Below are 23,475 nucleotides of genomic sequence, written 5' to 3' on the forward strand. Positions count from 1 at the left end.
TTTATGGTAAAGCCTTGGTATAAACAGTTTTGGCCGTGGTTCTTAATCGCGTTGCCAGCGACAGTAGTTATTTGGACCATCATGACGGTTATTGTGTTTACGCAGAACTCTGTAGACCTAGTGACTGAGGATTACTATAAAAAAGGAAAAGGCATTAATGTCGATATTTCGAAAGTAAACATCGCTAAAGAATTAGGTCTGTCAGCTTTAGTTAACGAAAAAGGTAACTCGGTTATCATTACTCTAGATAAAGGTAAACTTGAGCACTTTCCTGCTATTAGCGCGATGTTCGTTCACAGAACGCTGCCTGACCGTGATTTCACTCAACTGCTGACTGCAGATGCGAGAGGCAACTACACCTTGACTCTAGACCACGAAATGCAAGGTCCATGGTTTATCGAGCTTTCTCCGCACGATTCAGAATGGCTAGTGCAAGGTCGTATGAACTTCCCTATTGAAACTCCTACTCAACTAACGAACTAAAGCTTATGTGTGAATCCTGTTATCACTGCGGTGAAGATGTACCAGCGGAAACGGATTTTAAAGTAGAGATCTTAGGATCGACTCGTAAGATGTGTTGTCCGGGTTGCGAAACCGTAGCCCAGACAATCGTTGATAGCGGTTTGGTTTCTTACTACCAATATCGCACCGCTCCTGCTGAAAAAGCTGATCTAGTGCCAGAGCAACTGCTGGCACTCAGTCATTACGACAATGAAGATGTTCAATTAGAGTTCGTTCGTAACTCTGAAAACACTTCTGAAGTGACATTGTCACTAGAAGGTGTTTCTTGTGCCGCCTGTGCATGGCTTATTGAGAAGCAAGTCTCTTCAAAACAAGGTGTTGGTAGCATTCGTGTGAATACCACTACTAACCGTGCCCTACTTAGCTGGGACAACACGCAAGTGAAACTGAGCGAGTTGTTATCGGCAATCCATACCCTTGGCTATAAAGCAGCGCCTTTTGAGGCCGACCAACAAGAAGCGGCCTACCACCGCTCAATGAAGAACTATTTGTATCGTCTGGGTGTCGCTGGCCTGGCAACCATGCAAGTCATGATGCTAGCGGTAGCGCTCTACCTTGAAGTGTTTGGTAACCTTGAGCCTGAGTTTAAAAACTACTTCCGTTGGGTCAGCTTGATCTTCGCGACGCCGGTTCTGCTCTACTCTGCATTGCCTTTCTATATTAATGCGTGGCGAAGTATCAAAGGTCGAACATTAGGCATGGATGTGCCCGTTTCGATTGCTCTGTTGTTTGCTTACGTTGCTAGTTTGGTGGCGACGGTCACAGAGAAAGGTGAAGTGTTCTTTGAGTCTATCTCGATGTTCACTTTCTTCCTATTGCTTGGTCGCTTTCTTGAAATGCGTGCTCGTCGTAAAGCAGCAGCCGCTAGCGGTAATCTGCTTAAGCTTGTTCCTGCGATGGCAACAACGTTAGATGGCGAACAAGTTCCGGTAAAAACCTTAAAAGTTGGCGACCAAATTCGCGTTCTTCCTGGTGAACACATTCCTGCCGATGGCAAAGTATTGTCTGGTCGAGTTCATATTGATGAATCGATGCTGACTGGTGAATCTATCCACGTAGTGAAAAACGAGGGTGATACTGTCTTCGCTGGTACATTGAATGGTGACGAGTCGTTTGAACTGGAAGTGATGACATCAAAAGCGGATTCGGTGATTTCCAATATCGTTCGTCTGCAAGATGAAGCGCAACTTTCTAAGCCTAGAATTGCTGAAATCGCTGATGTGGTGGCTCGATACTTTGTTGCGGTTATCCTGATCATTTCTTTTGGTACTTGGTTCTACTGGCACCAAACACGCCCAGAAGATGCTTTCTGGATTATGCTTTCGGTACTTGTTGCGACATGTCCTTGTGCTCTATCGCTTGCAACACCGACTGCAATAACCTGTTCAACTTCTCGCATGGGTAACTTCGGTATTTTGCTGCGCAAAGGCCATGTATTCGAAACCTTGTGCAAAGTGAATCACTTGATCATTGATAAAACTGGCACATTGACTGAGGGTGATATTCGTATCAGCCAAGTTGAAACCTTCGCTGAACTTGATAAAGACACCTGTCTCAAAGTAGCGGCGAGCTTAGAACAACATGCTAACCACCCTATTGCGAAAGCGTTCAAGACTCATATTTCTGATGATATCCAAGTAGAATCAGTTAATAACGTGATTGGTTCAGGCATCACTGGTGAATGGAATGGCGATGAAGTCGCTATCGGCAGTAGTGAATTCATTTTAGGTCAAGCTCAACCATTGGAAAGTAACGGTATTTACTTGTCGATGGCGGGCCGTCATATCGCAACGTTTACATATGAAGATCCCATTCGCAAAGAAAGCATCGAGTTTATTAAGCAATTTAAAGATGCGGGAATCAAAACGACACTGCTTACTGGCGATTCTTTGATTAACGCGAAGCCTGTTGCTGAAGAGATCGGTATTACAGACATTGTTGCTAACGCGAAACCTGAAGATAAGCTTGCTTACCTGAACTCTCGAGATGCAAGTGACATTACCATGATGGTTGGCGATGGCATTAATGATGCTCCTATTCTTGCGGGTGCCCACCTTTCCGTTGCTATGGGCGGCGGTACCGATGTGGCGAAAGCCTCTGCAGATATGGTGTTACTGGGTGATAAGCTTGATAGATTACTTAAGTCCCGTACATTGGCGCTAAAAACGCGTAAGATAATCCGTGAAAACTTGGCGTGGTCATTAGGATATAACTTACTTATTCTTCCATTGGCTGTCGCAGGTTTGGTTGCTCCGTACATTGCAGTTGTTGGCATGTCCGCTAGCTCTATTATTGTCGTGTCTAATTCGTTAAGGCTTTTAAAAGAGCAAGGTAAATAATGGAAAGTTTATACATACTCATTCCAATTGCGATCGTACTTGTATGTATCGCTGTTGGAATCTTTCTATGGGCAGTTAAAAGCGAGCAGTTTGAAGACCTCGAACGCCAAGGTCACAATATTCTGTTTGATGAAGACGAAAAGGCTCACAACCATTCTGATAGCAAACCTGTTAAGAATGAGAAAGCTAACAGCGAAAGCCAAACTAACGTAGACAAAAAGAACGATGACGCCTGATTGGATCGGAGCCTTTGTTGTTGGGTTGATCGGCGCAGGCCACTGCATGGGAATGTGTGGTGGTATTGCGTCGCTTCTGTCAATTGGCAACAGTAAACCTTCCCCTGTTATTCCCCTACTTTATAACCTAGGGCGCTTGCTCAGTTATACCGTGATTGGCGGCGTGATTGGTGGTGCAATTTCTTCGATTGGCCAGCTCAGCGATTTTAATGCTCTGCTGGGTTGGCTGCGTTTGTTTGCTGCTGGCTTTATGATCATACTAGGTTTGTATATTGGTAAATGGTGGTTTGGCTTGCTGTTCTTAGAAAAAGTCGGACAGAAACTATGGCGTTATATCTCTCCTTTAGGTAAATCATTTTTACCATTGAAGCACCCTAGCCACGCTTTGCCGTTTGGCTTTATCTGGGGTTGGCTTCCGTGTGGTCTCGTTTATTCGATGCTTACATGGGCAGCAGTATCAGGGAGTTGGTACAACGGCGCTGGTATCATGCTTGCTTTCGGTTTAGGTACGCTTCCAGCAATGCTCACAGTGGGTATGGGCGCTAATATCCTCAAAAAACTGCAACAAGCTGACTTATTTCGTCAATTAGGCGCAATTTTAATCCTCATTTACGGTTTCTATACTGGTTATATGGCATTGCAGCTCATTATTTATACCGTATAGCTATTCTTTAAATCCGGTTTTTTTACTACCCTTTAGGATTAAGGAATGCTAAAATATTGACGTATATCAAATAGTGAAAGATTGTTATGATTTCTGAAAAGCCTGTGACGAAACGTGTTCAGTCTGGTGGCTGTGCGATCCATTGCCAGGATTGTAGTATTAGCCAGCTCTGTATTCCGTTTACTTTGAATGAATCTGAACTCGATCAACTTGATCAGATCATTGAGAGAAAAAAGCCTATTCAAAAAGGCCAAGAGTTATTTAAAGCCGGTGACGAGCTTAAATCTCTATATGCTATTCGCTCTGGAACGATCAAGAGCTACACGATTACCGAGCAAGGTGATGAGCAAATTACTGCATTCCACCTAGCGGGCGATCTTGTTGGCTTCGATGCGATTACTGGTGACCTACACCCTAGTTTCGCACAAGCGCTAGAAACTTCTATGGTATGTGAAATTCCATATGAGATTCTTGATGACCTATCAGGAAAAATGCCTAAATTGCGTCAGCAAATCATGCGCCTGATGAGCAACGAGATTAAAGGTGACCAAGAAATGATTCTGCTTCTTTCAAAGAAGAACGCGGAAGAGCGTCTTGCTGCATTCCTTTACAACCTTTCTACTCGCTTCTCTCAACGTGGTTTCAGCCCGCGTGAGTTCCGTCTAACGATGACTCGTGGCGATATTGGTAACTACCTTGGGTTGACTGTTGAAACAATTAGTCGTCTTTTAGGTCGTTTCCAAAAAGCAGACATCTTGAGCGTTAAAGGCAAATACATCACTATCGAAGATCACGATGCGTTGATGGAACTTGCTGGCGTTTCAAAAGAATAGTCTAGATATCAATGATGTAGTTCAATAATGAGCTACATCATGTTTCTCTCTTAAAACCTCTTATATTTCTCTTAATCTCTCCATAACTACGCTACATTATTTATATGTTCGGTCTGAAAAGTAGGCTTAGTTATGAGTATCTATAACAAAATTTTAGTTGTCGCAGACATTAATCACGATGAGCAACCTGCTCTAGTTCGTGCTATCCAACTTGCCAAGAAAAGCACCTCAACAAGCCACATCACTTTCTTTTTGTCGATATACGACTTCTCGTATGAAATGACATCTATGCTCTCTGTCGATGAGAGAGACGCAATGCGTAAAGGCGTGATTCACCAGCGTGAAATCTGGATGAATAAAGTCGCAGAACCTTACCTAGATGATTCTATTGAATTTAATGTACAAGTGGTTTGGCATAACCGCCCATACGAAGCGATCATTGCCGAGGTTTATAGTGGCGAGCATGATATCTTGATCAAAGGTACGCGCAAGCACGATACCTTGGAATCTGTCATCTTCACTCCAACCGATTGGCATCTGTTGAGAAAGTGTCCTAGCCCAGTACTATTGGTTAAAAACGATTTCTGGCCAGATCACGCGAAGATTTTTGCTTCAGTTCATGTTGGTTCGGAAACAGAAGCTCACTTAGAGCTTAACGATACAATAGTCGATAGGTTACTAGAGATCACGGGTCGTTTAGATGCTGAACCGTTCTTGGTCAATGCCTACCCAGTAACCCCTGCAAATATTACTATTGAACTACCAGAGTTTGATCCAACGTCTTATACCGACGCGGTTCGTGGCCATCACTTAACAGCCATGAAAGCGTTGCGCCAGAAGCACGGTATGTGTGAAGAGCAAACTGTGGTTGAGCAAGGCTTACCTGAAGATGTTATTCCTCGTGTAGCTTCTGAAAATAACGCAGCGATGGTGATCCTGGGGACAACGGGTCGTACTGGCTTGTCTGCCGTGTTTATTGGTAATACAGCGGAACATGTTATCGACAAGATTAACTGTGATGTGTTGGCTCTTAAGCCATCTGGTTACGTGAGCCCATTAGACCCTAACCTTTCGAAAGGTTAAGTCAGCGAAAAGTTTAACTTATAAAAAACGCCTCAAACATTGCTTGAGGCGTTTTTGTTTATCTAGAGTAACGCCATTCCAAATACAGAATGGCTAAAATCATCTTTATCCACTCAAATGGCTAAACGTTCGTCACGTCGATGAACATTGACTCATCAATGTTTGAAGATGAGATTTCAGCTTCTTCGAATTCGTATGCTTTGCGGTCTTCACTACGGTCTAGAGGAAGGTTCACGAAATCAAACAGCTCGCGGTCAGCCAGTTGGCTTGGGCTTACATTCTGGATTGACTTGAAGATCTTCTCAACTCGACCAGGCGTTTTCTTATCCCAATCAATTAGCATCGCTTTAATGTTCTGACGCTGTAGATTCTCTTGTGACCCACATAGGTTACAAGGAATGATTGGGAACTCTTTGTGCTCAGCGTATTTGATTAGGTCCGTTTCACGGCAGTAAGTCAGTGGACGAATAACAACGTTACGACCATCATCTGAACGAAGCTTAGGTGGCATAGCCTTAAGACGAGCGCCGTGGAACATGTTAAGGAACATGGTCTCAACGATGTCGTCTAGGTGGTGACCAAGTGCGATCTTAGTTGCGCCAATCTTCTCTGCGAATGAGTACAAAGTACCACGACGAAGACGAGAACATAGGCCACACGTTGTTTTGCCTTCTGGCACTTTCTCTTTAACCACCGAGTACGTGTCTTTATCTACGATGTAGTAAGGAATGTTCAGCGTTTCAAAGTACTCAGGAAGAATGTGCTCAGGGAACCCAGGTTGTTTTTGGTCTAGGTTTACCGCAACAACATCAAATTTGATTGGTGCTGCTTCACGCAAACGTAGCAAAATATCTAGCATCGCAAATGAATCTTTACCGCCACTAATACATGCCATTACCACATCATTCTCTTCGATCATGTTGTAGTCGATGATGGCATTTCCAACATTTCTTCTCAGACGTTTCTGAAGTTTGTTGAATTCAAGTGTTTCTTTTCTATTATCGTTTTGGTTCATTGCGACTCTCACACCGTCGTATTACCGACTGTAGATTGCTAGTGGGACTGTTTTAGGGCGTGGATTATACGGATTTTTATTTCATGTTGAAATAGTAACGGTAGGATAAACAAGCTGAGTATTAGAAAGATTCTGCTTTTATTGTGCGATAAGCTCCCTAAGCGGTAGAGAAACGCAGCTTCGCAAGCTCTCGGTTGGTATCGCAGATAATGAAAAGCAGCCTGATCTTATTCGACGAGGCTGCTTTAAGACATGTCATGAAAACTTAGGGGAATTATTGCGCGGGAATGTACGGCAATACGCGCACTGTTGCTTCTGGTAACGTGATGCTGTCACTTCCATTCAACTCCGCTAAGGTGAATTTCGCTCGCCCTTTTTTGATTGGTATTTGCTTGCCGTTTGAAAGCTCGATGTTGCTTTCAAGCTTATTAGCGAACTCCAGCGTTAACCCTTGGATATCTGGTGTGAACCAGCCAGAGAACATACCGCTGACATCTTCAAGCATCGCCTGCATCTGTGGTAATAGGCTTTCTAGCTGTGCAACTTCAACAGTTCCAACTAAAGGCTCTTGCGTCATCACAACTAAAGAATACGCACACTCTTGTTCTTGTGTTTGCACAAAGATAAGAGGGTTTGCTGAACGCAGATTTTGATCTACCGGTAGAAGCAGTTCTTTGGCTGGAGAGACTTTTAGCTCTTCGTAGTGCTCTTCTTTTTCCATCCAAGCTTTGCTGATGTGACAGGTTTGCTGAGCTTGTTGATCAACAAAGAAGACCGCAACTTTGACATCATCATGCCCTTCTTTGGTGTTGTTTTTCAGCTGAGTATAAAGCTTAGAATACGTGAACATGTACTCTTGCGCTGAAGTTGGAAGAGAAACCCCAAGGCTTAATGAGGTTAATAAAGCGAGTGCTGTCTTTTTCATTATTATAATCTTGTCGAAGTTGAGCGTTTATAAATAGAAAGAGCAGCCAATGAGCTGCTCTTTTTGTGATATTACTTGGTGTAAGCCGACTATCGAAGGCAACCAAGTTGGTATCAAAATGAGTTACTTTTTCCAGTATACCTTGTTGTGACGGATCATTGCTTGTAAATCAGTCACATAGTCGGAACCTCGCTCAGAATATTTTAACAAGCCATTGGTGAGTTCTGTCGCCGTTGCGGTTGTTAAAAGATCATCACCTTGCGTGGCAAGTTTTGCTCGAATCGCTCTTAGATCGGCGTAAGCGCGGTTGCGATTAAGATTCATGAAGTAACGGTGTACTGATTCTTGGCTTGAAGAGAATGTTGCGACTTCATGCGAGCTACCTTCATTACGTTGTAGCGGAACAAGACCACAACCTTTGGTATAACACCAGTGTCCGAAATAGTTGTTGGCTTTGGTGGCGAAACGCGACGTTCCCCAAGCTGACTCATTCGCGGCCTGTGTCAGTACAAGCGCTTCTGGCAGTACATTGACGCGGTTAAGCATCTCTGTCAGCCATGCCTGATCCAAACCTTCACTCGGCACCGGTAAGCTATACAACTTCCCTAACCTTTTCGCATAAGACGCGTCTTCAGAATCAATACTGTTTAAACCAGATTCAGAGAGCTTAGTTAAAAACGCGCGTTCTTTGCTGATACGTTTGTTTTCAATATTGATGCTTGGACGTAGGAACGAAAAGAACGTCTCTTTTTTCTCGTTCACATCTTCGATGGCCGCGAAGTTTGGTGTGCTCGAAGAAGCCGTCAAGTCGCCAAATTGATCAGTTGAATTGGCACTCTGCTCTGTCGTACGTCGTCGTTCTTCTTCTTGGTAAATATAAGGACCAACCAGTGAAATAGAGCCAACAAGAGCCAGTGCAGTCACTTTAAGCGCAAGTGATTTGCTTGCGCCTGCCTGTGTGTTTTTATGCATCGAATACCTGTGGGTTTTTGTTATTGTCGTCGTTATTGCTGTCGTTGTTATCGTCATCGCCCTTTGGACGATCTGAAGCAATCAGTTTTAACTTGATGCCAAACATCTCACGGTAAAGGATACCTTTCACGTGGAAGAAGAATGGAAGAACAAAGATTAAGCCAATGCCATACATCATTGCAGCCACGATGAACATCAACATAACCATTAGGTAGATAGACGCGACTACGAAGATCTTCTTGTTTACCGCTCTTAATGAAAGCAGTAGCGATTGCATTGGCGGCACTTTCTTATCACAAATCAGCAGAATCGAATGGCTGAACGCAAGTGAGAAGTAGATAGACAAGAATGGGAGAATCATCCCTGCGATGCCTTGAAGCATTAGGCTAAACAAAGTCACTAGAATAACCGGAATCGTAAACTGCAAACCTTTACCGATGTGGCGTACTTTGGTTTGTAGACCGGCAGCGTGGCTCATGGCCATTAAACAGATCCCCGCATAGATAGGTGCACTGATTACTTCATAGCTAAAGTTCGCAATAAAAATCGATTCAACGATTTGTGGTGTAAACGACTCTGGGTCGATAACCGCATCCAAGATAACCGCGGGATCACCAAGCTGTAGCTTGAGTGCGATATAAAAGATAGCGAGCTGCACAAACATCAAAGCAATGATCGCTGGGGAAAACGAAAGAAAGTGACTTATCGTATGTTTCCAAGCTTCTTGGAATACAGCCGTTGCTTTGAGCTCATAATCGCCAGAAAGTGCACGGTTGATACTACCGCCCAAATTAAAATCTTTTTCGATGTCGTTGTTCATATTGATACCTAGGTGTGCCGATTAAGCGAAGCCACCTAACTTATTGATAAAAAATTACCTTCATTATACTCATATGTCGGATACAAACTAAAATATGAATCTGTAACAAGGCTTGCTTTTGCGTCTTAATGGTTAATAATTAGACACTTGTCGGGGTGTAAACCCAGTAAATAACAGTATGGTAAAGGATGTTTACTTTTACCTGCGAAATTTTTTATCTTCGAAAGGTAAAAAATGCTTTGAATTCACGTTTTTGGTGATTATGATGCGCGCCTTAAAGGTGTATAGCAACAGGTCTCAAATAGAACCAAGGTGGAGAAAAACAGACGTTGAACGCTAAAAAATCAGTAGGAAAGCCAGTAGTACAGCTAACTGGCATCAGTAAAAGTTTCGATGGTAAGGAAGTCATCGGCAATCTGGATTTAAACGTAAATCATGGTGAGTTTCTCACGATTTTAGGCCCATCAGGTTGTGGTAAAACAACCGTACTAAGAATGATTGCGGGTTTTGAAACGGCAGATAGTGGTCAAATACTATTAGCTGAACAAAACGTAACCCAAGTTCCTGCTGAACAAAGGCATGTAAACACTGTATTCCAAAGCTATGCCCTATTCCCACATATGACCGTTTTCGACAATGTGGCATTTGGCTTACGCATGCAGAAAGTTCCAAACAGCGAGATTGAGCCTCGTGTAATGGATGCTTTAAAAATGGTGCGCTTAGAACAAATGGCACAACGAAAACCACACCAGCTATCTGGTGGCCAACAGCAACGTATCGCAATCGCTCGTGCTGTCGTTAATAAGCCAAAAGTTCTTCTATTGGATGAATCTCTATCTGCTCTTGATTACAAGTTACGTAAACAGATGCAAATCGAGCTGAAACAATTACAACGCCAACTTGGTATCACGTTCATTTTTGTAACGCATGACCAAGAAGAAGCGCTGTCTATGTCTGACCGCATTATCGTTATGCGTGATGGCGTGATTGAACAAGATGGCACACCAAGAGAGATCTACGAAGAGCCTAAGAACCTATTCGTTGCGCGCTTTATTGGTGAAATTAACGTATTCGAAGCGACAGCGAAATCTCGTCTAGATGAAAAGCGCATTGTTGCGACAATCGAAGGTGAAGAGTCAGTTATCTATCACGATAAAGACGTAACACCGGGTCAAAAACTGCAAGTATTGCTTCGCCCTGAAGATCTTCGTATCGAAGAAATCAAAGAGTCTGAGCAACGCGGTATTGTTGGCCACATTGTCGAGCGAACCTATAAAGGCATGACATTAGATTCAGTCGTAGAACTTGAATCTGGTATGCGTGTGATGGTTAGCGAATTCTTCAACGAAGATGACCCTGATGTTGATCACTCACTGGGCCAAAAAGTTGCAGTAACTTGGGTTGAGAGCTGGGAAGTGGTATTAGAAGATGAGCAAGAAGTTTAATTTACAAAACGCAATTGTTGCTTTAATCACAGGTTGGTTAGTGCTGTTCGTGATGATTCCAAACATCATGATCATCGGTACTAGCTTTTTAACTCGTGATGAAGCGAACTTGATCGAGATGACCTTCACTCTCGATAACTACGTGCGTTTGGCTGACCCGCTGTATTTTAAAGTGTTGATGCACTCTTTCTATATGGCAATTGTCGCAACCCTACTTTGTTTAATTATTGGTTACCCGTTCGCTTACATCGTGGCAAAAATGCCAGCGAAGTGGCGTCCAATCATGTTGTTCCTAGTGATTGTCCCATTTTGGACTAACTCTTTGATTCGTACTTACGGGTTGAAAATTGTACTGGGTACTCAAGGTGTCTTAAACAAAAGTTTGTTAGCGCTAGATATCATTGATAAACCGCTACGTATCATGTACTCAGAAACCGCTGTAATGATCGGTTTGGTATACATCCTACTTCCGTTCATGATTCTTCCGCTGTATTCAGCGATTGAAAAACTGGACGATACGTACTTAGAAGCGGCTAAAGATTTAGGTGCGAACAAACTGCAAACGCTATTGAAAGTGGTACTGCCACTAACAATGCCAGGCATTATCGGCGGCTGTCTGTTGGTGCTATTGCCTGCGTTGGGCATGTTCTACATCTCTGACCTATTAGGTGGAGCTAAGAACCTATTGATTGGTAACGTGATTAAGAGCCAGGTGCTCAACGCTCGAGACTGGCCATTTGGTGCAGCGACGAGTATCGCACTAACCATGGCAATGGCTGTGATGCTGTATGCCTACTACCGAGCAGGTAAGCTATTGAACAAGAAAGTGGAGCTAGACTAATGGGTCGCACAGTTAAGTTCAGCTTTATGGCGCTGGTATACGCTTTTCTATACCTACCTATTATCGTGTTGATTGCGAACTCATTTAATGCCAACAAGTTTGGTATGAAATGGGGTGGCTTCACGACGAAGTGGTATGACGCGCTGATTAACAACGACAGCCTAATGCAGGCTGCGTGGCATTCGATTAACGTAGCGGTGTTCTCAGCAACAGCTGCAACGATTGTCGGTAGCCTAACGGCAGTAGCCCTATTCCGTTACCAATTCAAAGGTAAAGGCGTAGTCAATGGCATGCTGTTCATCGTAATGATGTCACCAGATATCGTAATGGCGATTTCGCTTCTTGCACTGTTCTTAGTAATGGGTGTGCAACTGGGGTTCTTTACCCTACTTGCTGCGCACATTACCTTCTGTCTGCCGTTTGTTGTTGTTACGGTTTACAGTCGCTTGAATGGCTTTGATGTGAAGATGCTAGAAGCAGCAAAAGACTTGGGTGCAAGTGAATGGACGATTCTAAAACAGATCATTCTTCCTCTTGCTAAGCCTGCGGTTGCTGCGGGTTGGTTATTGAGCTTCACTCTGTCTTTGGACGATGTGATCATCAGCTCTTTCGTAACAGGGCCAACGTATGAAATCTTACCACTGAAGATTTACTCAATGGTTAAAGTGGGTATCTCTCCTGAGGTCAACGCCCTAGCAACAGTGATGTTAGTGGTGTCGTTAATACTGGTGATTATTTCTCAGTTATTAGCGAGAGAAAAAATCAAGTAAGTCTCCTACTCTATAAAGAGACAGACTTGATTAGAAGTTAAGAAACTTCAAGTTCAAAAAAGTGTTAATCATAAACAGAATGGTAAATTGCCATTCTGTTTTTCTATCTACTGCCTTCGGGCAACGTTTAGTTTGGAGCTAACGTCAATGAAAAAATGGGCTACTCTATTAGCTGGTAGTGCATGTGCGCTTTCAATGTTATCTGCACCATCTTTTGCAAAAGATAACAAAGAGTTGGTATTTATGAACTGGGGACCTTACATCAATAGTGAGATCCTAGAACAGTTCACCGATGAAACTGGCATCAAGGTGATTTACTCAACTTACGAGTCGAACGAAACCTTGTACGCAAAGCTAAAAACACACAACAAAGGTTATGACCTGGTTGTTCCGTCGACTTACTTCGTATCTAAGATGCGCGACGAAGGTATGCTACAAAAGATCGACAAAACTAAGTTGGACAACTTCAAGAATTTAGATACTAACTACCTGGATAAGCCGTACGACCCAAGTAACGATTACTCTATTCCACACGTAGTTGCAATCACAGGTCTTGCTGTTAACACTGACATGTACGATCCAGAAGATTTTCAAAGCTGGGCTGACCTATGGAAGCCTGAGCTCGAAGGTCAACTAATGATGATGGATGACACCCGTGAAGTGTTCCACATTGCTCTACGTAAGTTAGGTTACTCAGGTAACACAACCAATGAGAAAGAGATCGACGAAGCGTACGCTGAGCTACAAAAGCTAATGCCTAACGTTCTAGTATTTAACTCAGACAACCCAGGCGCGCCATACATGTCTGGTGAAGTCGGTCTTGGTATGCTTTGGAACGGTTCTGCAGCAGCGGCTCAAAACGAAGGTTTACCAATTAAACTGGTGTTCCCTAAAGAAGGCGGCATCGGTTGGGTTGATAACTTTGCAATCAGCTCTGGCGCAACAAACGTAGAAGCGGCTCACAAGATGATCGACTTCCTACTTCGCCCTGAAATCGCAGAGCAAATTTCTCGTGACACAGGCTACCTAACTGCAGTTAAAGCGTCTAATGAGAAGTTTAAAGACAGCCCAGCGCTGTTCCCATCGCAAGAAGATCTTGACCGTGTTGAATGGCAAGCCGCGGTTGGTGATAAGACAGTGAAGTACGAAGATTACTTCATGAAACTTAAAGCAGGCCAGTAACTTAGCTTATTATCTAACCGCGAGTAAGTAGCAGGTTTACTTAACAAGACGATGTAGATAATCAACAAGTTAAAAATAAGAATATCAATGAATAGGCAGCTTAGGCTGCCTATTTTATTTTTTCACTGCTATAATATAGCGCGATTTTTCGAAATCCTTTTACTTTGGGTCACTACCCAGCTCCAAATCAAACAAATGAACGGAACAGTAATGAAAAAAACACTGTATACCGGCGCATTGTGTGCTGCTACTTTACTTTCTACACCCTCTTTCGCAGCTGACCAAGAATTGTATTTTTACAACTGGTCTGAATATATTCCAAATGAAGTGCTAGAAGACTTCACAAAAGAGACGGGCATTAAAGTTTATTACTCTACTTATGAGTCTAACGAAAGCATGTACGCTAAGTTAAAAACTCAAGGTACGGGTTATGACCTAGTTGTTCCTTCTACTTACTTCGTTTCTAAGATGCGTAAAGAAGGCATGCTTCAAGAGCTTGATAAAACCAAGCTAAGCCACTTTGCTGATTTGGATCCAAACTACTTGGATAAGCCATTTGACCCAAGTAACAACTACTCTATCCCATACATTTGGGGTGCTACGGGTATTGGTATCAACTCAGACATGCTAGACAAATCTTCAGTGAAAAACTGGGGCGACCTGTGGGATACACAGTGGGAAGGTCAGCTGATGATGATGGACGACTCTCGTGAGGTTTTCCATATCGCACTATCTAAATTGGGTTACTCTCCAAACACAACTAACCCTGAAGAGATCAAAGAAGCCTACGAAGAACTTCGTAAGCTAATGCCAAACGTATTGGTATTTAACTCAGATTTCCCAGCGAACCCTTACCTTGCAGGTGAAGTGTCTCTTGGTATGCTTTGGAATGGCTCTGCTTACATGGCACGCCAAGAAGGCGCAACGATTGACATTATCTGGCCAGAGAAAGGCGCTATCTTCTGGATGGACAGCCTAGCGATTCCATCAGGAGCTAAGAACATCGAAGCCGCACATAAGATGATCGATTTCCTTCTTCGCCCAGAGAACGCAGCGAAAATTGCTCTAGAGATCGGCTACCCGACTCCGGTGAAAACCGCTTACCCTCTTCTTCCAAAAGAATTTGCTGAAGACAAGAACGTTTTCCCACCACAATCAGTGATGGATAACGGCGTTTGGCAAGATGAAGTTGGCGAAGCGAGCGTCATTTATGACGAGTACTTCCAAAAACTTAAAGTAAACAACTAAGTTATTGTTAGTTAATCAGTTAAGTAAATAAAGCGGCGTAAGCCGCTTTATTTTTTTCAGATTCAGAAACTGACGTGCTTTATTAAAGACAAGGCTTAGGCCGTTAAAGAACCTTTCTCTGAACATAACAATTCCCCGACGAGTTTAGGCACCTCGATACTCGCCTTACCGTAACGTTTCTCTTCAAACTCACTTTCAACCGCGCTTGGTTCGAGGTTTATTTCGATAGTATGTGCACCATGCATTCTCGCATCATGAACAAAGCCTGCTGCGGGATAAACTACCCCTGAAGTTCCGATAGAGATAAACAGATCCGCTTCTTCCAGTGCTGAATAGATGTCACCCATTCTCAATGGCATTTCACCAAACCAAACAATGTGTGGACGCATTTGAGCAGGGATTTGGCAGCAGTGACAAAGTTCACCTGTTTCGATGTCACCTTTATGCTCGATAACTTGATTGGATTCACTGCAACGTGCTTTCAAAAGTTCGCCATGCATGTGAATAATGTTGTTGCTACCGCCTCTCTCGTGCAGGTTGTCGATGTTCTGAGTGATGATTGTTACTTTGCCATCAAGTTTGTCTTCAAGCTCTCCTAGGGCTTTGTGAGCGGCATTCGGCAAGATGCTCTCGCTTTGTAAGCCGTGACGACGTTTGTTATAGAAGGCTTGTACAAGGTCTGGATCTTTTACGAACCCTTCAGGTGTCGCGACATCTTCGATTTTATGGTTTTCCCATAGCCCGTCTTGTGCTCGGAATGTTTGTATCCCCGACTCCGCAGAGATGCCAGCGCCAGTAAGAATTACGATATTTCGATATGGGAAATGCATACAACGTCCTTTTCAATATGTCACTTTGTAACAGCTTAGCACTGTTCAAATTCCAACAATAGTTTTAGGGATTAGACCATAGTCTTAGGCAACTGAATTCATTGGCTATTTGTGACATAACTCGCTAGTCGTTTACTTAACTTTTCAATAAAACTCTCCGACTGACTTTCAATAAACACAGAAAAGCGGCCGAAGCCGCCTAGTATTGATTTAACTGATGTGTACTGAAGAGCTTAAAACTAATGGCAGTGCCCAGTGTTAATCTTCATTGATAGAAGAGATCTTATGGATTGAAAGATCTGCACCATTAAATTCATCTTCTTCGCTTAAACGCAAGCCAGTCATTTTGCTCAATACACCATAAACAATGAGTGCACCAACTAGAGCCACGGTGATACCCGCCAACGCACCAACTACCTGAGAAGCAAAGCTCACGCCGCCTAGGCCCCAGAAAGCTTGTTGACCGAAGATACCAGCTGCAATGCCACCCCAAGCCCCACATACGCCGTGTAGAGGCCACACACCTAATACATCATCGATCTGTGTTTTGTTTTGCATGTACGTGAACAGGTAAACAAACAATGCGCCTGCCACGCCGCCAGTCACTAACGCGCCTAATGGGTGCATTAAGTCTGAACCTGCACAAATCGCTACTAAGCCAGCCAAAGGACCATTATGGATAAAGCCCGGGTCATTCTTACCTGCAACAAGCGCCGCTAGAATACCGCCGACCATAGCCATTAGTGAGTTCATCGCAACTAGGCCGCTGATGCCATTGATAGCTTGAGCAGACATCACGTTGAAGCCAAACCAACCAACACATAAGATCCACGAACCAAGCGCTAAGAAAGGAATGTTAGATGGCGCGAAGTTAGTGTGTTTGCCAGCGCGGATACGGCCTTTACGCATGCCGAGGAAGTAAACTGCAACCAATGCAATCCAACCACCAACGCCGTGAACCACGACAGAACCCGCAAAGTCATGGAATCCATAACCAAATTGACCTTCTAGCCAATCTTGGAAGCCAAAGTTACCGTTCCAAATGATGCCTTCGAAAAATGGGTAGACAAAACCAACGGTAAATAACGTTGCAATTAGGATTGGATAGAAACGTGCACGTTCTGCGATACCACCAGAAACGATTGCAGGTATTGCTGCTGCGAAGGTCATTAAGAAAAAGAACTTAACCAATTCGTACCCATTACCTTGGGACAATGTTTCTGCATCAGCAAAAAAGTGAGCGCCGTAAGCCACCCAATAGCCGATAAAGAAGTAAGCGATGGCGGAGACACCAAAGTCGGAAAGGATCTTTACCAGCGCGTTGACTTGGTTCTTCTTTCGCACAGTACCGACTTCGAGAAAAGCAAAGCCAGCGTGCATCAAGAAGACCATGATCGCGCCGAGTAAGAGGAATAAAGTATCTGAACTTTGGGTAAGGGTTTGTACTGCACTATGAACTTGAGTCACCGTTTCACTCATTAAAGCATTCTCCTTTCGCTTTATCTGATTTGCACTGATATCGTGCGATTCAATATCGTAATTAATTAAAGACTCAACAGTGAACGCAAGATGTGTTCCAAGTGCGAAGGGTAATTTTCGTGCAACAGATTTTGTTTTTAAGTTGCTGATTATTATTGACTAAATATTTAGGTGCACTTTTATGGATCTTGAAAATCGAAAAAATCACACCGACAATTGCACCAAATGAGGGAGTTGCACCATATTGAAGCGGTCAATAATTAGGTTCTGATCCAGAGAGTGGCTGCGACTATTTACGGTTCGAGAGACTTAAAACAAAAAGCCCAGTGAATCGATCACTGGGCTTTGCTTTTGAGCTTTAGCTAACGCACTGGCGTTACAGGTTTGGTCCTGTAGACGGGTTTTGCGGTAGGTTTTGACTCAAACGCTGCATACCTTGATACATACGGATAAACCAAACCACAATCGCAACCCCACCGAACAACATGCCTACATACGGGATGTAGTAAGCGATGTCATCGATAATATGGTTTTGATACCAGTAATCGTTCACACCAATTAACACGCCATTAGAGGTCGCTACCGTTACGATAAGCACCACAAAGAACGTCAGGTTCAAGAAGAACGAGCGAATCAAGCCGTAGTAATGGGTATCCACTACTTCGCCGTCTTCACCTTTATCTAAACGATAGCCCGCGTAGATGATGGCAACCACACCAGAGAGAAGGCAAGTAAATGGTGTGAAACAGCTTAGGATGTAAGCAACCCAAATACCTTTATGAGGTTTGTTCATTCTTATTCACCCCTTCACTCTTCTCTGTTGCGACATTAGCGTTTTGTTCAACACCGTTTTTCTCTTCTTCCATCACTTCGTTGTACCAAAGGTCATGGTGCTCTTTCGCCCAGGTTTCATCAACTTCACCCGTTACCATGCCTTCTAGTGCGCCTTCCATACCGAACAGGCCGATATAGATGTGGAACACGAAACCACAGATAAGGATCAGAGCTGCCAACATATGAACTAAGTTTGAAAGCTCCATATCACGGCGAGTTTGACCAAAGATTGGGAAGTCCAATACCAAACCACTGATTGCAGCGACACTACCCATAACGATAAGTAGCCAGAACAGCGCTTTTTCACCGGCATTTGAGAACTCTGCAGACGGGTGAGAACCTTTATGCTTCCCTACCATACCGCCAAGTTTCAAGAACCACTGGATATCCACTTTCTTAAAGATCGACTTGCGCCACCACTTGATAAGAACCGCCATCAACAGCACATAGAAAATTGGGCCGATGTAGTTGTGGTATTGCTTAGCCAGTAGAACGATGAAGCCCCATAGATCCGTTGGGATATAAGGTTTCAAGAAGTGTTTACCGTAAACCAACATCAAACCACTGAACGCCAGTGTTAAGAAGGTAAACGCCATGCTCCAGTGCAATGCACGATCAAGTCGAGACCAACGTTTGATCTTACGCCCTGTTCTTGGTGCACTTAGCATTAGCGGGCCAATCACAACGTACATCAAAGTCACAAAAGCAATACTGCCAAAGATAGCGACCGCACCGGCTGGTGACATCCACTTCTCTTTCAATATGTACCACGTTTGACCTGGAGTACTGATTAACACACCGTGCTCAGCCGATTGAGATGTGGTGTAACCTTCCTCACCATTTCTTACTTGTCGCCAAAAATCGGCACCAGCAAGCTGAGTGATTTCTCGTTGAGCAGAGCTCGATTGAGTTTGTGATGAGTTCGTCTCAGATGCATGACTCATAGGAGAAAGCATTGTTAGTGCTGCCAACATCGGCAGCACAACAAGGAAGAGACGCTTAAACATTGTAAGCATATGTCTCTCCTACTTAGCTCTTAGTCGCATCGTAAGAAAGGTCGTTGCCGTCTGTCCAACCTGCACCTTTCGCACCACGTTCAACTACACGCTGACGGAAAACATCAGAAACTTTCTCTGCGTCACCCGCTAGCAGTGCTTTAGTTGAACAAAGCGAAGCACACATTGGAAGCTTACCTTCAGCAATACGGTTCGCACCGTATTTCTGACGCTCTTCTATAGAACCTGGTTCTGTTTCAGGGCCGCCAGCACAGAAGGTACATTTGTCCATCTTACCGCGCTCACCAAATGCTTCCTGTTTAGGGAATTGAGGTGCGCCAAATGGGCAAGCAAACAAGCAGTAACCACAACCGATACACAGATCTTTATTGTGAAGTACGATGCCGTCTTCTGTATGTTCAAAACAGTCTGCAGGACAAACCGCCATACATGGCGCATCAGTACAGTGCATACACGCTACTGAGATAGAGTTTTCACCCGGTTCGCCATCGTTCAGTGTGACAACGCGACGACGTTGAATACCCCATTCCAGGGCATCATCATTTTCATTCTTACATGCAGTGACACAACCGTTACATTCGATACAACGCTTGGTGTCACAAAGAAATTTCATTCTAGCCATTTTAAGACTCCTTACGCTTTACGAATATTACAAAGGGTTACTTTCGTTTCCTGCATCAACGTGACAGGGTCGTAACCATAAGTGGTTGCTGTGTTAGCAGCTTCACCAATAACGTAAGGATCCGTGCCTTCTGGGTACTTAGAACGCAAATCTTCACCTTGGAACTTACCACCGAAGTGGAATGGGATGAACGCCAAGCCAGGTTTAACACGACGTGTTACCATCGCTTTCACCTTAATACGGCCCTTCTCTGCACCTTCAACCCAAACATCATCACCGTCTTTGAAGCCGATGTCGTTTGCGTCTTTCGGGTTCACTTCAACGAACATTTCTTGTTGAAGTTCAGCTAGCCATGGGTTTGAACGAGTCTCTTCACCACCACCTTCGTACTCAACCAGACGACCAGAAGTCAGGATAATCGGGTATTCACCAGATTTGTCTTGCTCTTGAATCGACTTGTAAAGCGTAGGAACACGGAAGATAGCTTCTTTGTCATCCCACGTTGGGTAATCAGCAACTAGGTCACGACGTGGCGTGTAAAGAGGCTCACGGTGCAGTGGTACACGGTCTGGGAATGTCCAAACAATCGCACGTGCTTTCGCATTACCAAATGGGATACAACCGTGTTTAATTGCCACACGTTGGATACCACCTGAAACGTCAGTCTTCCAGTTTTTGCCTTCAGCAGACGCTTTCTCTTCTGCCGTTAGATCATCCCACCAACCCAGTTGTTTCAGTAGTTTGTCGCTGAACTCTGGGTAACCATCTTTGATCTCACAGCCTTTCGAGTAGCTGTCTTCAGCAAGTAGGCTTTGACCTTCAAACTCAACACCGAAACGAGTACGGAAGTTACCACCACCTTCAGCAACCGTCTTAGACGTATCGTAAAGGATGTGTGTACCAGGGTGCTTCATCTCTGGTGTGCCCCAACATGGCCAAGGTAGACCGTAAGTCTCGCCATTTGCAGGACCGCCTTCTGCTTCTAGAGACGTTTTGTGGAACGTATGCCAGTTCTGTTGGTGCTCTTTCAAGCGTTCAGGGCTTTGACCTGTGTAACCAATCGTCCACATACCTTTGTTGAATTCACGTGTAATGTCTTCAATCAGAGGTTGGTTGTTCTCAACTCGAATGTTTTTGAACAGCTGATCAGAGAAACCAAGCTTCTTAGAAAGCAGGTACATGATTTCGTGGTCAGGTTTAGATTCGAACAGAGGCTCAACGACTTTGTCACGCCATTGTAGAGAACGGTTTGATGCCGTTACACTGCCGTAGGTTTCAAATTGAGTCGTTGCTGGTAGCAGGTAAACGCCGTCGGTACGATCGTTCATTACCGCTGCTACCGTTGGGTATGGGTCAACAATAACCATCATATCCAGCTTCTGCATCGCCTTCTTCATCTCTGGACCACGAGTCTGAGAGTTCACCGCGTGACCCCAGTAGAACATGGCACGGATGTTTTCGCGCTGACGAATCTTGTCTTTGTCTTCAAGCACGCCATCTACCCAACGAGATACAGGAATACCTGCACTGTTCATTGGTTTTTGACCACCGTATGCGTTGTCGTCGAAACGGCCTTTCACCCAGTCAAAGTCGATGTCCCAAACTTTAGACCAGTGGCGCCAAGAACCTTCAGACAAGCCGTAGTAGCCTGGAAGTGTGTCAGAAAGTACGCCAAGGTCAGTTGCGCCCTGTACGTTATCGTGACCACGGAAGATGTTTGCACCGCCGCCTGATTTACCGATGTTACCTAGCGCAAGCTCAAGTACACAGTAAGCGCGTGTGTTGTTGTTACCCGTCGTGTGCTGAGTACCACCCATACACCAAACGATACAACCCGGACGGTTTTCAGAAAGTAGTTTGGCTGTATGGTATACGTCTTTTTCACTAACACCAGTTACACGTTCAACTTCTGCTGGGTTCCATTTCGCTACTTCTTCACGGATCTCGTCCATGCCGAATACACGTTGTTTAATGAACTCTTTGTCTTCCCATTGGTTTGCAAAGACGTGCCATAACACACCCCAGATAAACGCAACGTCAGAACCTGGACGAAGAGAAACGTAGTGATCTGATTTCGCAGCAGTACGCGTACGACGAGGATCCGCCACAACGATCTTACAGTTGTTCTTCTCTTTCGCGATCAAGATGTGTTGCATCGCTACTGGGTGAGCTTCTGCAGGGTTTGAACCAATGAACAGCATCGATTTACAGTTGTGCATGTCATTGAACGAGTTTGTCATTGCACCGTAACCCCAAGTGTTTGCAACACCGGCTACTGTGGTTGAGTGACAAATACGCGCTTGGTGGTCAACGTTGTTCGTGCCCCAAAGCGATGCCATCTTACGGAATGCGTAAGCTTGCTCGTTACTGTGTTTCGCACTACCTAGGAAGTAAACTGAATCAGGGCCAGACTCTTTACGAAGTTCTAGCGCTTTGTTACCGATCTCTTCAATCGCTTGTTCCCAAGAAAGCTTCTTCCACTTACCGCCTTCCAATTTCATTGGGTATTTAAGACGACGTTCACCGTGGCCGTGCTCACGAAGTGCTGCACCTTTCGCACAGTGTCCACCAGCGTTAAATGGGTGATCGAATGCAGGCTCTTGACCTGTCCAAACACCGTTTTGAACTTCAGCGTAAATACCACAGCCCACAGAACAGTGAGAACAGATAGTACGTTTTACTTCTGTTTTCGCTTCTGGATCGACTGATTTAGCCTGTGCTTTCTTCATCATGCCTGGTGCAAATAGACTTGCGCCTACGACTGCACCACCAGCAGCTAATGAAGTATTTTTCATGAAGGCACGTCGAGACACACCTAGCTGATTGGTTTCTTTGCTCACACTATCGGAGCGTTTGACAAGTTTCATCCGTTATCTCCTAAAGTGTGTCGTAGTAATCGCGAATGTGTTGCGTTTCACGATAGCCAGTCTTCTTCACGTCTTCTTTCGAAATTTCAACAGTTTCTGAAGCGGTTGCCACTTTAGTTGTACCAGCGACAACGGCACCAGCAACGGCTGCAGTCGTCAAGCCTTTGAGTAGATCCCTACGGCTTGTATTTATATCTTTATTATCTTTCATCATTGCTTCCTTACCTTACGGTAGATCTTTTTTTGGAGGCTTAATGCCCCTCTATCGATATAATCGCGTACTGCTCGATTACTCGTAATCAGTGACGTTTTTCACATCAATCTTTAATTTATGCTTACTGCTTTTTGTATTAACGCTAAAACGCACTTGTTCTAACGTTAAGAATGCTTCACACAGCTGAGCTGCTGATTTGTAGAAGTTCGCACTTTCTGCGCTTTCAAGCTGACGCGTAAAAGAGTTAAACCAAGGGCCAAGATGCTTATTGAAAACGGCTTGTTGAAGCGCTTCTTCTTCACCAGTTAGCATTGCCATTACTTCACACAATGCAGCAATATGATCTTCTGGCTCTTTCACTTGATCATCACGCTCAATGCCTAAAAGCTCTAGGTCATGACGAATCTCTGCCAATGGTTTTTCCATCATGGCGCCAGTTCTATGCCATGAACCAAATGGAACAATCTCTCCACGGCCAATGCCAATGAACAGATCTTGATATTCATCTTCTAACGCTTCGCGATTTGATTCCGTTGCCGCTTGTTGAATGGCAATCCAAGCTTTCTGCATTGCGCTTTCAGACGCTTCAATATCGAGCGTTTTTAGAAAGTCGATCACCTCTTCAGAAGGTGCGCTGCGAAACAGTGCAGATAGAACCAAATAAATCTCAGTTCTTAGTGTCTGTTCTTGTGCCTGATCCAAATTCGTTTCCAAGGCT

23 protein-coding genes are annotated in these 23,475 nt (G+C 44.2%); 11 read left to right on the plus strand and 12 right to left on the minus strand.

The window, feature by feature from the left end:
• Positions 1 to 3: 3 nt before the first annotated feature.
• From L4C44_RS17620 to uspE, 6 genes are all read left to right on the plus strand, one after another.
• The gene (locus L4C44_RS17620) at positions 4 to 483 is read left to right on the plus strand and encodes a FixH family protein (RefSeq protein WP_123301700.1); all 480 of its coding nucleotides are present in this window, start codon (positions 4 to 6) and stop codon (positions 481 to 483) included.
• 5 nt (positions 484 to 488) lie between these two features.
• Positions 489 to 2,861, plus strand: coding sequence for a heavy metal translocating P-type ATPase (locus L4C44_RS17625; protein ID WP_285954907.1), 2,373 nt, complete (start codon positions 489 to 491; stop codon positions 2,859 to 2,861).
• Positions 2,861 to 3,097 (plus strand): cbb3-type cytochrome oxidase assembly protein CcoS, encoded by a 237-nt coding sequence (gene ccoS / locus L4C44_RS17630; protein ID WP_017059639.1) that lies wholly within the window; start codon positions 2,861 to 2,863, stop codon positions 3,095 to 3,097. Before L4C44_RS17625 ends, ccoS begins: the two co-directional genes overlap by 1 nt.
• On the plus strand, positions 3,087 to 3,761 hold the full coding sequence (locus L4C44_RS17635; protein ID WP_428805484.1) for a sulfite exporter TauE/SafE family protein: 675 nt from the start codon (positions 3,087 to 3,089) through the stop codon (positions 3,759 to 3,761). The genes ccoS and L4C44_RS17635 overlap by 11 nt, the downstream gene beginning before the upstream one ends.
• 86 nt (positions 3,762 to 3,847) lie before the next feature.
• Positions 3,848 to 4,594, plus strand: coding sequence for a fumarate/nitrate reduction transcriptional regulator Fnr (gene fnr, locus L4C44_RS17640; RefSeq protein ID WP_017632474.1), 747 nt, complete (start codon positions 3,848 to 3,850; stop codon positions 4,592 to 4,594).
• 132 nt (positions 4,595 to 4,726) lie between these two features.
• A complete protein-coding gene (gene uspE / locus L4C44_RS17645; protein ID WP_428805485.1) occupies positions 4,727 to 5,677 on the plus strand; it encodes a universal stress protein UspE in 951 nt (316 codons plus the stop codon).
• Positions 5,678 to 5,798: 121 nt separating this feature from the next.
• Here the strand turns inward: uspE and ttcA are convergent, their stop codons facing one another.
• From ttcA to L4C44_RS17665, 4 genes are all read right to left on the minus strand, one after another.
• Complete coding sequence (gene ttcA, locus L4C44_RS17650; protein WP_017059635.1) at positions 5,799 to 6,692, minus strand: tRNA 2-thiocytidine(32) synthetase TtcA; 894 nt, start codon at positions 6,690 to 6,692, stop codon at positions 5,799 to 5,801.
• Between the two features lie 274 nt (positions 6,693 to 6,966).
• A complete protein-coding gene (locus L4C44_RS17655) occupies positions 6,967 to 7,617 on the minus strand; it encodes a DUF2987 domain-containing protein (protein WP_428805486.1) in 651 nt (216 codons plus the stop codon).
• 123 nt (positions 7,618 to 7,740) lie between these two features.
• A complete protein-coding gene (locus L4C44_RS17660; protein WP_428805487.1) occupies positions 7,741 to 8,589 on the minus strand; it encodes a glucosaminidase domain-containing protein in 849 nt (282 codons plus the stop codon).
• Positions 8,582 to 9,409 carry a DUF2189 domain-containing protein gene (locus L4C44_RS17665; RefSeq protein WP_428805488.1) on the minus strand — a complete coding sequence of 276 codons (828 nt, stop codon included), beginning with the start codon at positions 9,407 to 9,409 and terminating at the stop codon, positions 8,582 to 8,584. Before L4C44_RS17665 ends, L4C44_RS17660 begins: the two co-directional genes overlap by 8 nt.
• 329 nt (positions 9,410 to 9,738) lie before the next feature.
• Between L4C44_RS17665 and potA the strand changes: the two genes are divergently transcribed.
• From potA to L4C44_RS17690, 5 genes are all read left to right on the plus strand, one after another.
• Positions 9,739 to 10,854 carry a spermidine/putrescine ABC transporter ATP-binding protein PotA gene (gene potA / locus L4C44_RS17670; protein ID WP_048658741.1) on the plus strand — a complete coding sequence of 372 codons (1,116 nt, stop codon included), beginning with the start codon at positions 9,739 to 9,741 and terminating at the stop codon, positions 10,852 to 10,854.
• Positions 10,838 to 11,695, plus strand: coding sequence for a spermidine/putrescine ABC transporter permease PotB (potB, locus tag L4C44_RS17675; protein WP_017059630.1), 858 nt, complete (start codon positions 10,838 to 10,840; stop codon positions 11,693 to 11,695). The genes potA and potB overlap by 17 nt, the downstream gene beginning before the upstream one ends.
• On the plus strand, positions 11,695 to 12,465 hold the full coding sequence (gene potC / locus L4C44_RS17680) for a spermidine/putrescine ABC transporter permease PotC (protein ID WP_004742279.1): 771 nt from the start codon (positions 11,695 to 11,697) through the stop codon (positions 12,463 to 12,465). Before potB ends, potC begins: the two co-directional genes overlap by 1 nt.
• A 147-nt stretch (positions 12,466 to 12,612) precedes the next feature.
• Positions 12,613 to 13,647 carry an extracellular solute-binding protein gene (locus L4C44_RS17685; RefSeq protein ID WP_239715871.1) on the plus strand — a complete coding sequence of 345 codons (1,035 nt, stop codon included), beginning with the start codon at positions 12,613 to 12,615 and terminating at the stop codon, positions 13,645 to 13,647.
• Positions 13,648 to 13,857: 210 nt separating this feature from the next.
• A complete protein-coding gene (locus L4C44_RS17690) occupies positions 13,858 to 14,895 on the plus strand; it encodes an extracellular solute-binding protein (protein ID WP_008217941.1) in 1,038 nt (345 codons plus the stop codon).
• A gap of 95 nt (positions 14,896 to 14,990) precedes the next feature.
• Here the strand turns inward: L4C44_RS17690 and cobB are convergent, their stop codons facing one another.
• From cobB to L4C44_RS17730, 8 genes are all read right to left on the minus strand, one after another.
• Entirely contained in the window at positions 14,991 to 15,725 is a 735-nt protein-coding gene (gene cobB / locus L4C44_RS17695; protein ID WP_146489746.1) for a Sir2 family NAD+-dependent deacetylase, read from the minus strand.
• Positions 15,726 to 15,983: 258 nt separating this feature from the next.
• A complete protein-coding gene (locus tag L4C44_RS17700; protein WP_428805489.1) occupies positions 15,984 to 17,204 on the minus strand; it encodes an ammonium transporter in 1,221 nt (406 codons plus the stop codon).
• Between the two features lie 376 nt (positions 17,205 to 17,580).
• Positions 17,581 to 17,997 (minus strand): hypothetical protein, encoded by a 417-nt coding sequence (locus L4C44_RS17705; RefSeq protein WP_048658737.1) that lies wholly within the window; start codon positions 17,995 to 17,997, stop codon positions 17,581 to 17,583.
• Positions 17,981 to 19,054, minus strand: a complete 1,074-nt coding sequence (locus tag L4C44_RS17710) for a formate dehydrogenase subunit gamma (protein WP_428805490.1) — start codon at positions 19,052 to 19,054, stop codon at positions 17,981 to 17,983. Before L4C44_RS17710 ends, L4C44_RS17705 begins: the two co-directional genes overlap by 17 nt.
• 13 nt (positions 19,055 to 19,067) lie before the next feature.
• Entirely contained in the window at positions 19,068 to 19,676 is a 609-nt protein-coding gene (gene fdh3B / locus L4C44_RS17715; protein ID WP_048658735.1) for a formate dehydrogenase FDH3 subunit beta, read from the minus strand.
• A gap of 11 nt (positions 19,677 to 19,687) precedes the next feature.
• Positions 19,688 to 22,543: a formate dehydrogenase subunit alpha gene (locus L4C44_RS17720; RefSeq protein ID WP_048658734.1), complete on the minus strand. Its 2,856-nt coding sequence runs from the start codon at positions 22,541 to 22,543 to the stop codon at positions 19,688 to 19,690.
• Positions 22,544 to 22,553: 10 nt separating this feature from the next.
• The gene (locus tag L4C44_RS17725) at positions 22,554 to 22,754 is read right to left on the minus strand and encodes a twin-arginine translocation signal domain-containing protein (protein ID WP_008217926.1); all 201 of its coding nucleotides are present in this window, start codon (positions 22,752 to 22,754) and stop codon (positions 22,554 to 22,556) included.
• A gap of 78 nt (positions 22,755 to 22,832) precedes the next feature.
• Entirely contained in the window at positions 22,833 to 23,471 is a 639-nt protein-coding gene (locus L4C44_RS17730; protein ID WP_055318797.1) for a TorD/DmsD family molecular chaperone, read from the minus strand.
• Positions 23,472 to 23,475 lie beyond the last annotated feature (4 nt).

This window comes from Vibrio satsumensis (assembly GCF_050337435.1).
Classification (GTDB): Bacteria; Pseudomonadota; Gammaproteobacteria; order Enterobacterales; family Vibrionaceae; genus Vibrio; species Vibrio satsumensis.

Bases quoted from the DNA above. Each gene is read 5' to 3' on its own strand.
- L4C44_RS17655 (WP_428805486.1), bottom strand. From the start codon at position 7,617: ATGAAAAAGACAGCACTCGCTTTATTAACCTCATTAAGCCTTGGGGTT.
- L4C44_RS17725 (WP_008217926.1), bottom strand. From the start codon at position 22,754: ATGAAAGATAATAAAGATATAAATACAAGCCGTAGGGATCTACTCAAA.
- ccoS (WP_017059639.1), top strand. From the start codon at position 2,861: ATGGAAAGTTTATACATACTCATTCCAATTGCGATCGTACTTGTATGT.
- fdh3B (WP_048658735.1), bottom strand. From the start codon at position 19,676: ATGGCTAGAATGAAATTTCTTTGTGACACCAAGCGTTGTATCGAATGT.
- L4C44_RS17710 (WP_428805490.1), bottom strand. From the start codon at position 19,054: ATGCTTACAATGTTTAAGCGTCTCTTCCTTGTTGTGCTGCCGATGTTG.
- L4C44_RS17700 (WP_428805489.1), bottom strand. From the start codon at position 17,204: ATGAGTGAAACGGTGACTCAAGTTCATAGTGCAGTACAAACCCTTACC.
- L4C44_RS17660 (WP_428805487.1), bottom strand. From the start codon at position 8,589: ATGCATAAAAACACACAGGCAGGCGCAAGCAAATCACTTGCGCTTAAA.
- fnr (WP_017632474.1), top strand. From the start codon at position 3,848: ATGATTTCTGAAAAGCCTGTGACGAAACGTGTTCAGTCTGGTGGCTGT.
- L4C44_RS17690 (WP_008217941.1), top strand. From the start codon at position 13,858: ATGAAAAAAACACTGTATACCGGCGCATTGTGTGCTGCTACTTTACTT.
- L4C44_RS17635 (WP_428805484.1), top strand. From the start codon at position 3,087: ATGACGCCTGATTGGATCGGAGCCTTTGTTGTTGGGTTGATCGGCGCA.
- potB (WP_017059630.1), top strand. From the start codon at position 10,838: ATGAGCAAGAAGTTTAATTTACAAAACGCAATTGTTGCTTTAATCACA.
- L4C44_RS17685 (WP_239715871.1), top strand. From the start codon at position 12,613: ATGAAAAAATGGGCTACTCTATTAGCTGGTAGTGCATGTGCGCTTTCA.
- L4C44_RS17705 (WP_048658737.1), bottom strand. From the start codon at position 17,997: ATGAACAAACCTCATAAAGGTATTTGGGTTGCTTACATCCTAAGCTGT.
- L4C44_RS17665 (WP_428805488.1), bottom strand. From the start codon at position 9,409: ATGAACAACGACATCGAAAAAGATTTTAATTTGGGCGGTAGTATCAAC.
- L4C44_RS17625 (WP_285954907.1), top strand. From the start codon at position 489: ATGTGTGAATCCTGTTATCACTGCGGTGAAGATGTACCAGCGGAAACG.
- L4C44_RS17620 (WP_123301700.1), top strand. From the start codon at position 4: ATGGTAAAGCCTTGGTATAAACAGTTTTGGCCGTGGTTCTTAATCGCG.
- potC (WP_004742279.1), top strand. From the start codon at position 11,695: ATGGGTCGCACAGTTAAGTTCAGCTTTATGGCGCTGGTATACGCTTTT.
- L4C44_RS17720 (WP_048658734.1), bottom strand. From the start codon at position 22,543: ATGAAACTTGTCAAACGCTCCGATAGTGTGAGCAAAGAAACCAATCAG.
- cobB (WP_146489746.1), bottom strand. From the start codon at position 15,725: ATGCATTTCCCATATCGAAATATCGTAATTCTTACTGGCGCTGGCATC.
- ttcA (WP_017059635.1), bottom strand. From the start codon at position 6,692: ATGAACCAAAACGATAATAGAAAAGAAACACTTGAATTCAACAAACTT.
- uspE (WP_428805485.1), top strand. From the start codon at position 4,727: ATGAGTATCTATAACAAAATTTTAGTTGTCGCAGACATTAATCACGAT.